This window comes from Nodularia chucula CCY0103, from assembly GCF_963923915.1.
Lineage (GTDB): Bacteria > Cyanobacteriota > Cyanobacteriia > Cyanobacteriales > Nostocaceae > Nodularia > Nodularia chucula.
Genome location: NZ_CAWUOL010000049.1, coordinates 23,853 through 35,788, shown reverse-complemented (window position 1 = coordinate 35,788; position 11,936 = coordinate 23,853). Strand labels below are relative to the sequence as shown.

General features: G+C 38.8%; 10 protein-coding genes and 2 pseudogenes. 7 read left to right on the top strand and 5 right to left on the bottom strand.

The features are described 5' to 3' along the window. The 7 genes and pseudogenes from ACM0OP_RS14465 to ACM0OP_RS14435 form a co-directional block, all read left to right on the top strand. A pseudogene (locus ACM0OP_RS14465) lies at positions 1 to 1,353 on the top strand (hypothetical protein); the annotation flags it as partial. Beyond that, positions 1,350 to 2,003, top strand: coding sequence for a hypothetical protein (locus ACM0OP_RS14460; RefSeq protein ID WP_414529118.1), 654 nt, complete (start codon positions 1,350 to 1,352; stop codon positions 2,001 to 2,003). The pseudogene ACM0OP_RS14465 and the gene ACM0OP_RS14460, both read left to right, overlap by 4 nt. A gap of 109 nt (positions 2,004 to 2,112) precedes the next feature. Then, positions 2,113 to 2,352: a hypothetical protein gene (locus tag ACM0OP_RS14455; RefSeq protein WP_414529117.1), complete on the top strand. Its 240-nt coding sequence runs from the start codon at positions 2,113 to 2,115 to the stop codon at positions 2,350 to 2,352. Positions 2,353 to 2,405: 53 nt separating this feature from the next. Further along, positions 2,406 to 2,804: a hypothetical protein gene (locus tag ACM0OP_RS14450; protein WP_414529116.1), complete on the top strand. Its 399-nt coding sequence runs from the start codon at positions 2,406 to 2,408 to the stop codon at positions 2,802 to 2,804. Further along, complete coding sequence (locus ACM0OP_RS14445) at positions 2,804 to 3,268, top strand: hypothetical protein (RefSeq protein WP_414529115.1); 465 nt, start codon at positions 2,804 to 2,806, stop codon at positions 3,266 to 3,268. The genes ACM0OP_RS14450 and ACM0OP_RS14445 overlap by 1 nt, the downstream gene beginning before the upstream one ends. Before the next feature lie 101 nt (positions 3,269 to 3,369). After that, on the top strand, positions 3,370 to 3,543 hold the full coding sequence (locus ACM0OP_RS14440; protein ID WP_414529113.1) for a hypothetical protein: 174 nt from the start codon (positions 3,370 to 3,372) through the stop codon (positions 3,541 to 3,543). A gap of 66 nt (positions 3,544 to 3,609) precedes the next feature. Beyond that, positions 3,610 to 3,996, top strand: a pseudogene (locus ACM0OP_RS14435) (alpha/beta fold hydrolase); the annotation flags it as partial. A gap of 564 nt (positions 3,997 to 4,560) precedes the next feature. Here the strand turns inward: ACM0OP_RS14435 and trxA are convergent. The 5 genes from trxA to ACM0OP_RS14410 form a co-directional block, all read right to left on the bottom strand. Then, entirely contained in the window at positions 4,561 to 4,890 is a 330-nt protein-coding gene (gene trxA, locus ACM0OP_RS14430; RefSeq protein ID WP_414529112.1) for a thioredoxin, read from the bottom strand. A gap of 228 nt (positions 4,891 to 5,118) precedes the next feature. Beyond that, entirely contained in the window at positions 5,119 to 6,807 is a 1,689-nt protein-coding gene (locus tag ACM0OP_RS14425; protein ID WP_414529111.1) for a sensor histidine kinase, read from the bottom strand. 81 nt (positions 6,808 to 6,888) lie between these two features. After that, entirely contained in the window at positions 6,889 to 7,449 is a 561-nt protein-coding gene (locus ACM0OP_RS14420; RefSeq protein WP_414529110.1) for a chemotaxis protein CheB, read from the bottom strand. Beyond that, a complete protein-coding gene (locus ACM0OP_RS14415) occupies positions 7,449 to 8,279 on the bottom strand; it encodes a CheR family methyltransferase (RefSeq protein WP_414529109.1) in 831 nt (276 codons plus the stop codon). Before ACM0OP_RS14415 ends, ACM0OP_RS14420 begins: the two co-directional genes overlap by 1 nt. A 6-nt stretch (positions 8,280 to 8,285) precedes the next feature. Continuing rightward, positions 8,286 to 11,885, bottom strand: coding sequence for a response regulator (locus tag ACM0OP_RS14410; protein WP_414529108.1), 3,600 nt, complete (start codon positions 11,883 to 11,885; stop codon positions 8,286 to 8,288). Positions 11,886 to 11,936 lie beyond the last annotated feature (51 nt).

Sequence of the window (11,936 nt, the reverse complement as noted above, 5' to 3'; positions counted from 1 at the left end):
CAAGGTAAACCCGGTGAACGGGGTTTTATTGGTCCACAAGGCATCCCTGGAAGACAAGGCACTCCTGGTAAACAAGGCACTCCTGGTAAACAAGGCACTCCTGGTAAACAAGGTACTCCTGGTAAACAAGGTACTCCTGGTAAACAAGGCACTCCTGGTAAACAAGGCACTCCTGGTAAACAAGGTACTCCTGGTAAACAAGGTACGCCAGGGCGGGGCTTCGTTGGTCCCCAAGGAATACCGGGGCAACAAGGTAGATCAGGCGAGCGTGGTATCCCAGGACTACAAGGCATTCCGGGAAGACCTGGACGTGATGGTAAAGACGGGAAGGACGGTGATGTGGACGCAACAACAAAACGACTAATCAGAGAAACAGCCGAGAAAGCAAGATTTATTCCCGCACTGGTAGCCAGACCAATTCCCCTTAATTTCACTCAAGCATCTAACGCAGCTGCTACTGGTATTTGCCGGACAACCCAGCCCGGTGGGTGTACAAACCGACTTGCGAATAACGTTGGTAATGATATTCGTGATAATTCCAACAGGAATACTAATTTAATTAATAGATTAAACGCCGCCGCAAATGCTGCACAGTTAGAACTTCTGAAGACAATCAACACTAAACTAGGCGCTCAAGTAGCAGGTGGGATAAGTGGCAACATTGGACGTATCACCAAATTCCTCAGAGGCGAACGTGTAACCAACTTTATAACAATGGCTGCAACAATTCATAACGCCGCTATGTTAAGTAATGCACTTAGCACAACATTACTAAGTACCGTTACAAATGTCTTTTCTCTTATTGGTTTGAAGGATGCTGACGGGGAAGAGTATGACGCGGCGGAATTAATTAAAACCTCTCTCGCTAACTTTTTACGGTCGGTAATTGGAGTACAGAATTATAACCAATTGACCTTGACCTGGAAGAAAGCTAATAGAGTTTATCAGGCTGGGGCTAACGTTATTTCTAGGGTAAGAAGTATTGTTGACAGTGTTAGCAATATTGCCCAAGTCACCAATGTAAATGTAGCTGACATAGGTAACGCGCTCAGGAGGGATGGAGCGGTTCAAGAGGATTCCTACGCCCCAATGAGCCGAACTGTAGGAGCTTCCAAGTTCCAAAGAGCGGTGGATGGGCTAACCAATTTAACTGAAGCCGCAAGTGATATTGAGTCTGTCACTTCTGACGTTCGCTCAATCAGAGATGATATTCGAGAACTTAAAACTGAGCAGAAAGAATTTAAAGATGCAGTCAAAAAAGGTGTGGAAACTGAGAAGAAGGCGGAAGAAAAAACCGACCGAGAAACAAACTTTGGAACAATCACCGAAAAAGACTTAGAGAGGGCTGAATGACCCGACAACTTAACACTAAAGCATGGCAATTTACCCGTAAGGTCATCACGATTAATCACAATCGTGATGTGAGGAAATTCTTTAATCCGAAGGGTGGAAATAGCATCACTCTTGGAGCCACCAGGGGACGGGAAGCTCTAAGAAATTCTATGCTGATTTATCCTAAAGATTCTCAGTTAGATGTATTAAACAAGCAAGTTCATTTTAGGTTTGTTCTTGCCAAGGATGAGCCGATTCTTGCAGAGCCGGAATCATGGCTGATTCAACATGGTAGGAATATTCCTCAGCTTAAAATTATTTATCGTTCCGCTAACCGCCGAAGTAAAAGCGGGAACTACACCATTACAGTTCCGCACTTTAATGGGAGGAAAAATATTAATCCTCCCCCTTATGAGAAGGGTAACGTTCCGGTTGTTTTTAATTTATCAGACCGTTCAAAAATCGTTGTCAATGCTTCCTCAGAGAAGGAAGGACGGTCTGTAATTAACTATTTATTAAATTTTGTAAACCCTAAATTCATTAACAATAAAAACGCCTTTGTCCTTCCAGCTAAAACTGACGTGCGAAAACAGAGAATGAACCCTATTAGAGGCGATTTTTTCAACAAGGGTCAAGAAGCACCCATGACATGGCGGGTTTATTTTAAATAACCCAGAACATCTGCGGGGCTATAGGCGCGCGGAGACGATAAGCGTTTAAAAGCCTTGCAGTGCAAGTGTTTTGAGCTATGTTGAGTCAATACAACTTTGAGGAAAAATTATGTCTTCTCCATTACCCGCAGGTCTTATTAAATCCAATAACAAACCAGCCGGATTGCTTGAAGTAGCTTTACTACTTCAAAAAGATGAATTAGCACTACCAGAAGACACAAGACCAGACAACGTATCAGTATCTTTTGACACTGATGCTCAAACTGCAACTATTTCTGCCACCATTCCTATCACCTTTGAACTGAACCCTCAAGGTGAATTTGTAGCTACCGGCGTTGAATACTTATAAGGCATTAAATTATGGCAACGAGAAAAAGAGGCCCTACTAAAGGGGGAAGGGTCTTGGTTAAGTTACCCTTTGGCAGAACAGTTGCCCCTACCAATAAATCAGGGGGACTTTCACAACTAGCCTTAATAAAGCAAGGTGTAGCTGATTTACTAAAGTTGAAGCCTGTTGATAAAATTCCAACGGGTAAAGTTAGTATGAAAACTGCATCAGGCACTGCTACTTTTACCCGTGTTAAAAAGGTTGGAAGCTACCGAGGCGAGTCAGTAACTCTAATTTTTGCAAAACCGCAAGCCATAAAAGGTAGCACGGGAACTTATAAAACCGTGTCACTACCTTTGGGCAGTGGTTGCAATATTACTGATGCTGTGACTTATTTTCAGTCGAACTTTCCAAACATCATTGGTTTACGGACTCGTAACGGACACCGGATACAGTGGGGAGAAAGTAAGTAGTGACGGGCGTAGCTGATCGCCTTTCTTGGAATTTAACAATTAGGCGATCGCTTTTCGCTAAAAAAGTACGGGGAGAAATTCAGCCCATACCTAAACAGCTTTTACCAGCTAGATCACATCTAATGATGGTGGGATTTTCAAATCCCAAAGCAAAACCTAATTGGTGGCTGGGTGGGTATGTATCCCAACTGCTTGATGCTAGTCCTTCCTCAACATCAATTTTTCGCAGTTTTCCGGTGGCATCTAATCACCGATGTCCACTGGGCGGACTGACCCTAATTCGATTCCCCGATTATGGGGTATTGCCTTTTACCATTCAATTGAATATTCCGCGTTGGCATGAGCGTATGAACATCGAGGCGTGGTGGTACGACGGGGACGACCCTGATCAAGCGCTCCAATCTTTGGAGCAAATTAAGTCTCGGTTGTCCGTGATTGAAACTCAACTAGGACAGATTGTATGAGCGGATGGGATGTCAAAAATTTCTTTGAGATTGCGATTCTAATTTTCTACGCGGTCGCAAGCCTCTATAAATTAGCCAGTGTAGAGAGTTCGCTTAAACACTTGATTGCAACTAATTCATCTAGGCTAGATTTATCGATAGCCAATGAATTAGGAAAACGGGCAATCCTAGAGCGAGATATTGAAAATCTGAGAAATGTAATTGCAGAATTATCTCAGTCTCAGAAGGAATTGCAATCCCAAGTTTTTGGGCGTGATTATCCTTACCGCGCTTGATCTAAAATTTTAAAGTGTCAGACTCTTTTGGGAGGTGCGATCGCACCTCTTTTTTTTTACTTGCAATTGGGGATTCAATATATCCGCCAACGGTGGGTAATTCGCCAAACCCTAGAAAAAGTTTATCTTGATAAAACTGCAATCACAGGACAATTAATAGATGAAATTGCTCGTCCTGCTGATGATCCTGGAGCAATAGATGTATTTATTTCCGTCTTTAGCACTCCCCAAGGAGAAAAAGTGGATGTTTTATTAAAACAGTTAACTTGTTCTTTATTAATCTTGTGGGGAGAAGCTGATCCTTGGATAAATGCTAGAGAACGTTCCCAAAAGTTTCGTCAATACTATCCTGAACTAACAGAACATTTTTTGCGTGCTGGTCATTGTCCACATGATGAAGTTCCAGAACAAGTAAACCAGCTTTTCCGCGATTGGGTATTTTCAATTGTTTAAAACCGCCATCAAACAGCGAAAAACCTGGTACGGGTTGACCAGGTTTCTCTAGGTTCACAGTTTTGCAATTGTTGAAAAAATCAAAAACTAGGGTTTACAGAGCATCTCACAACATCAGCAATCCCACTGTTTCCGCTTCAGGATTTGGCTTTGACCAAAAAAACTGGTTTTTTACCACTAACTATTGATCTGCTGATATGTGCTTGGGTTGATGACAGAGGAACGCAGAGTCATTTACCCATTGGGGTTAGTTTTTTTATAGTTGCGTCCTAATATTTAAGTTATCATTAATTTTCTACTCTGCAAGTCTTAATTTACTAAAGTTGACATTTCGTTTCACTTGGCAATAAATCACTTTTCATGAGGTAGCGTGTTTTGTCGCCTGAGTTAGCACAGGACAAAATTACAGAACAAATTCACAGCCATCCTGGCTTATATGGGATTAAGATTTACACAGATATCCCACTCTAGGAATCCTATTTGATTTCTGTTGGCGTAGCCTTTGCTTTGCGCTTACAACTCAATAAAATTGTTTCCCACTCCCTACTCCCCAATCCCTACTCCCTACTTTTGAATGTGCTGCCCTAAAGTTTCAGCTAAAGTAGTTTTTAACACTGCGCCTACGACTATATCAACTTGTCTTCCATCCTTAAAAATCATGAGTGTGGGGATGCTGCGGATGCCATAATGACTGGCAACAGTAGGGTTTTGATCTGTGTTTAATTTTACTACTTTTAATTGACCTGCGTATTCCCCAGCCACTTCATCTACCACTGGAGTCACCATCCGACAGGGGCCACACCACGGAGCCCAAAAATCTACTAATACGGGAATTTCACTTTCTAGGACTTCTTTTTTAAATGTGGCCTCTGTAACATTGGTAACGGATGACATAATTGCCTCCTAATTTAATTCAGTTATTCGATTTGATCGAATAACCAAAATATATGGCATTTAAACAGATAATGCAACGATAAAATTGTTATAAAAAAAGTGACTGATACAATATCAGTGAATATTTAATACTTATTAGCTAGATAAGTAAGTTGGCAAAAATCAAGCCAATTATGTGAACTAATGTAATATTGCTCTTTAGTCCTCGATTCAGGACTTTGATTTTGACTAAAAACCTTTTTTTGGTAATATTTTTGGAAGGTTTTGAATATTGCTATGGTCTTGCATCAAGGGAATTTTTACAGTAAAAGTTGCGCCTTTTCCTACCCCTAAACTAGTGGCAAAAATTAAGCCCCCGTGTAGTTCTACAAGATGACGCACAATAGCTAATCCTAAACCTAATCCGCCATGCGATCGCGTGGTAGTGCTATCAGCCTGGCGAAAACGTTCAAAAACTTTAGGTAAAAATTCTGAATTAATGCCAATACCTGTATCAATTACTTGAATTTGAGCATAAGAAGATTTGGAAAAACGCAGAGGCGCAGAATTAGAAGAAAGTTTTACTTCTCCACCAGGAAATAACTCACCTTCCACATCTGATGTAATAGTATTGGCATGGATTTCTACCTGACCACCTTCAGGAGTAAACTTAATAGCATTAGTGAGTAAATTCCAGACAATTTGCTGTAACCGAGCCGGATCTCCACAAACGGAATTAATCGCAGGATCTAGAATGGGATATAATTGAATCTGTTTACTTTCTGCTAAGGGTTGCACCGATTCTATAGCCGCCTCAATCACTGAAATTAAATTCACTACAGTTAAATGCAAGCGTAATTCACCCCGAATAATCCGGGATACGTCTAGGATATCTTCAATCAGTTTCATTTGAGATATGGCATTACGTTCAATGGCATCTAAGGCGCGTGCAGTGGCTGTTTCATCCAGTTTTTTCGTGCGGAGAATTTTTGACCAACCCAACATAGAAGTTAAGGGTGTGCGGAGTTCATGGGAAAGTACAGCCAAAAACTCATCTTTCATGCGGTTGGTTGCTTCTGCTTCATGTCTAGCTGTTTGTTCACGAATGATTTCAGCGCGCACAGCTTCAGCTTGCTTTCTTTGGGTAATATCTTCGAGAGTGCCAACATAACCTAGTAATTTACCTTGACTAGAAAACATTGGTGAAGAGCGAACTTGCACCCAAGGTTGACTACCATCAGATTTATAAAACTGAAATTCTGCGGAATATTCGTCACCTTCGCTAATATACTTTGACCAAGTAGCGATCGCCTGTTCTCGGTTTTTTGGATGCACACATTCCAGCCATGATTTTTCTAAACTCTCGGCTAAATCACAGCTACAAATTTCTTGATAGCAAGGATTAGTATACTTATAAATTCCTTGAGGATCAGTTTCAAAAATCCCAATAGGTGAACAAGCACTCAGAGAACGGAACCTTTCTTCACTTTGACTTAATTCAGTATTAATGGCTGCCAGTTGTGCTGCTTGTTGCTCAATGGCTTGTGTTTTTTGAAAAAGTTCCACAAATACTGTGACTTTAGAGAGCAATATATCTGTATCTAGGGGTTTAAGCAGATAATCCACAGCGCCAGTCGCATAACCTTTAAATAGCATTTGATCGCTGGTACTAAAAGCTGTTAAAAAGATAATCGGAGTCTGACGCGATCGCCCGCGAGAGCGAATCAGGGTAGCAGTTTCAAAACCATCAATTCCTGGCATTTGTACATCTAGTAAAATGACGGCAAAATCCTGATGTAACAGACACCTTAAAGCTTCTTCTCCAGAAGTGGCTTTAACTAGGTTTTGTCCTAATCTGGCCAAAATTGCCTCTAGTGCCAGTAAATTTTCTAGCTTATCATCCACCAACAGGATATTTACTTGAGAATCAGGCTGCATGAGTTGATATAGTTAAATGCTGGATTAAAATTTTTTTCACGAGATGAGTAATTCTGGATTACCTTTCTACAACACACTTTTTCATTGACAAAGTTTAACTAATAACTGAGCAATTTCTACTAACGGCAAAATTCGATCTACCTTGACACCAGAAATAGCTGCTGCTGGCATAATTTCGCTTTCGGCGGTGGCTGGTTCCTGAACAATAGTCATTCCTCCTCGTGCTTTAACTTTTTTTAACCCTTCTGTACCATCTTGATTTGCCCCTGTTAATATAACACCAATTACTTGTTCAGCGTATATATCAGCTACTGATTCAAAGAGGACATCAATAGATGGTCGAGCATAAGAAACCGGTTCATCTGTAGACAGAGCAAAATAACCCCTTTCCACTAGTAAATGATAGTCTGGCGGAGCTAAATAGACTTTTCCCGGTAGTATTTCATCTTTATCTTCAACTTCTTGAATTGGTAACACCGATTTTGCTTGTAATAATCCCTGCAAGTTACCGTTTGAGTTTTTATGTCGGTGCTGCACAATAGCAATTGGGACAATAAAGTTAGCTGGTAAATTACTTAAAAGTATTTGCAGCGCCGATAATCCTCCTAATGAAGTCCCAATAACTATAAATTCAAAAGACACTAATTCAGCCTCCTGTAAAGTTTCTGTCCTCTAATTATCTCCTGATAGTATTGCTCATAGGAAGTAAATTTGAGGGATTCTTGGCGACCTAAGCCCAAAATTCCAAAGGTACAAAGACTGTTATAAAGTAATTGATGTACTTGCTTTTGCAATATTTTATTAAAATAAATTAAAACATTGCGACAGAGGATGACATTAAATTCATTAAAAGAACTATCAGTAGCCAAATTATGCTGGGCAAAAATGACATTATCTCTCAGAGATGTCCGAAATACCGCACTGTCATAAGCTGCGGTATAATATTCTGAAAAACACCGCTTACCGCCTGTTTGCAGGTAAAGTTGAGTATATTCCTGCATTTTTTTCAAGGGAAAAATTCCACTTTTAGCAGTTTGTAATACCTGTTCATTGGTATCGGTAGCATATATTCGACAACGGTGATAAAGTTCTTCTTCTTGTAACAAAATTGCCATTGAATAAACTTCTTCCCCTGTGGAACATCCGGCGTGCCAAATCCGAATAAAGGGATAGGTGCGTAACAATGGGATCACTTGAGTTCTAAAAGCTAAATAAAAGCTAGGGTCACGAAACATTGATGTGACATTAACAGTGACACTCAGGACAAATCTAGTTATGGAAGTCTGCTCATGGAATAATCGTTCTTGTAATGCCGAAATATTATTTAAATTCTCCGAGCGCATAAAGTAATGAATCCGGCGTTTGAGGGAAGATAAAGCATAATTGCGGTAGTCATAACCATAGTATTGATATATTCCTTCCAAGAGTAATTTAATTTCGATATCTTCTAAGCTGGGTTTAGGTAGATTCATATAAGATTACTGATATAGCCAAACCCGCAGTAATGAAATTAGTTGCTCTGTATCCACAGGTTTTGTGATATAATCAGAGGCTCCTGACTCAATACACTTTTGGCGATCGCCTGGCATAGCTTTAGCTGTTAATGCAATAATTGGTAATGAACGGAATTGTTGTTGTTGGCGAATAGCTATGGTGGTTTCATAACCATCAATTCCTGGCATCATAATATCAATTAAAACCACATTAATATCAGGATTCTCTTGCAAAATTTCTATACCATCTCTACCATTTTCGGCAAATAATACTTCCATTTGATAGCTTTCTAAAAAGCTGGTGATAGCAAAAATATTGCGTAAGTCATCATCTATAATTAAGATTTTGCGCCCAGCTAGTACAGGATCTGTTTGGTGCAGTTGCTCTAACATCTGGCGTTTTTGTTGGGGTAAATCTGCCTGAACTCGATGTAAAAATAAAGCAGTTTCATCAAGTAAGCGCTCAGGCGATCGCACATTTTTAATAATAATCGTTTTCGCCAATCGTTGTAGTTGTGTATCTTCTTTGCGAGTTAATTCCTTACCTGTGTAAACAATAATTGGTAGATTTAACAGACTTGATTCCTGCTTAATTTTAGCAATTAGTTCCAAACCGCTCATATCTGGTAAACCCAAATCTAGCACCATACAATCAAAGCGCTGTGATTGCAAAATCTTCAGAGCTGCGGCTCCAGTATTCACTGCTGTACTATGAACATCACCGTTACCAATCAATTCTATAATACTTTGTGCTTGCACTGGGTCATCTTCAATGATTAACAGATTTTTCACTGTCCGTTCTATAAAACCCTTAATCTCAGTTAATGATTGATTTAAATTTTCTGGAGATATGGGTTTTTGCAGATAAGTAATTGCGCCTAACTGTAAACCCTTTTGCTTTCTATCATCCACAGAAATAATGTGTACAGGAATATGTCTAGTTTCTGGATTACGTTTGAGACAGTCTAACATAGTCCAACCGTCCATATCCGGCATTTGAATATCTAAAGTAATCGCATCGGGTTTGAATTGTTGTGCTAAAGCCAAACCCAGCTTACTCTGGACAGCAACAATTACCTTAAAACCTTGTTGACGTGCTATTTCCAAGAATATACGCGCAAATTTATTATCATCTTCCACAATTAATAATACGCGATCGCCTGGTTTAATTTTTTGGCGATCATCTATAATCGTCTCCGGCTGAGTAGTTAAAAGTTTTGCTGATGAAGATAATATTTTTTCCTTAACAATCGGTTGAGAAATTACTGGTTGCTGATTGCTTGGATAATTTAGTGGTAAATAGAGAATAAAAGTGCTTCCCTCTCCTACTTGACTTTGTAATTCAATTCTTCCCCCCAATAATTTAGCTAGTTCACGACTGATTGACAAACCTAAACCTGTTCCCCCATAATTACGGCTAGTTGTCCCGTCAGCTTGCTGAAATGCTTCAAAAATAATTTTCTGTTTTTCTAATGGGATACCAATACCCGTATCACTGACAGCAAAAGTAATCATGGGATTGTGGCTATTATTCCCACGATCACTCAGATTAATTGCTAAATTAATACTCCCCCTTGCTGTAAACTTAAAAGCATTAGCCAGGAGATTTTTCAAGATTTGTTGTAAACGCTTAGGATCGTGATAAATTACCTCTGGTAAATCATCAGCTAAATCAACTGTAAAACTAATGCCTTTATCCTCAGCAAATTGGACAAAACTTCTATTAATAGATGTTTGTAAATCTCTCAAATGAATTTTTTCAATATCTATAGAAAAATTACCCGATTCAATTTTAGCTAAATCTAAAATATCATTAATTAATTCCAGTAAATCCGTTCCCGCAGCATAAATAGTCTGGCTATATTCTACTTGTTTTTCTGTTAACTGACCTTCAGGATTATCTGCCAATAATCTAGCTAAAATTAATAAACTATTCAATGGTGTTCGTAATTCATGGGACATATTAGCCAGAAATTCGGATTTGTATTTAGAAGATAATGCTAACTGTTCGGCTTTTTCCTCTAGAGACTTTCTGGCTTGTTCAACCTCATCATTTTTACGAGCAACTGCTCTATTTTGCACCTCTAATAATTCGGCTTTTTCTTCTAGTTCCTCATTTAGCTGTTGTAATTCTTCATTAGATTGCTTCAACTCTTCCTGTTGTTCCTTCAGAAGTAATTGAGATTTTTCTAGTTCTTGTGTTTGCTGTTCTAAACTGTGATTTGTTTGTTTAAGTTCTTCTTGCTGGAGTTGTAATTTGTGAGTTAAATTTTGAGACTCCTGAAGTAAATCTTGGGTTTGGGTGTTAGCAGCAATATTATTAATAAATATACCAATGATTTCGCTTAGTTGTTCTAAAAACTTTAAATGCATATTACTAAATTTGTGCAAAGTAGCTAGTTCAATGACAGCGATCACATCAGATTCAAATAAAACAGGTAATACTATAATATTTAATGGTAAAGTTGCACCAAGGCCAGACGAAATCTGGGTATAGTCCTGTGGGACTTCAGTTAAAAGAATGCTTTGTTTTTCTAACGCACATTGTCCAACTAAACCCTCACCTAAATAAAATTGATTAGCTAAATGCTTACGTTCTTGGTGAGCATAACTACTTAATAGCTTTAAAACTGGTTGATTTTCTACCTCAGTCATTAAATAAAACACCCCTTGTTGAGCTTTAACTAATGGTGTGAGATTTGATAAAATCATCCGAGAGACATTTGCTAAACTGCTCTGACCTTGCAGCATTTGGGTGAAATTAGCTAAATTAGAATTGAACCAATTTTGCTCATTGTTTTTTTGGGTAATATTTTGCAAATTTACAATCATTTGATTGAAAGTTCGGGTCAAAACACCAATTTCATCGAGGCGATCGCTCTTGGGTAAACTTATAGATAAATTCCCCTCAGCAATATTTTCCGCAGTTTGAGAAAGTTGTGTTAATGGTACTGATATATGCCTTGTTAATAACCATCCAATTAAAGTTAGAATTACAGAAACTAGGGGAATACTATAAGTGATACTATTAATAGTTCTTTTCCCCGCTAATTCTGCTTTCCGACAACGATCTTGTAGCAGTAAATTCTCTGTATTTTCCATTTCCTCAATAATGGTTTGGATTTCGTCCATTAAATCCTTACCCTGATCGGTGAGTATAGCCTTTTGAACCAATTCCCAGCTTTGATTGTCTCGGATATCGATGAAATTTTTCATCATAGCTATTTTTCGGTTAATCAGTGGGGGTAACTTATCCAATCGGACCTGTTGTTCCAGATTATCAACTATTAATAAATCCAATTGGTTCAAAGATTTTTCCAGGGCTTTCTCAGCATTAATCAAAGGTTCCAGATAGCGCTGTTCTCCCGTAATAACATAGCCCCGTTGGCCAGTTTCTGCGTATATAATTTGCGTTTCCAGTTCCTCTAATTGACTTAAAACTTCATAGGTATGTTTTTCTTTTAAAGAAGCTGCTATAAGTTGATTGGTGCTGTAATAGGATATCAAGCCAATAGTGATTAAAATTGCTAAACTCAAAGAAAAAACTGCTGCTATCTTAGTTCTAATTTTCCAATTATTAAACATTTAAGTATTAGTTAAAGTTGAGTGGGCGGCAGTAAACATTTCTGCATGATA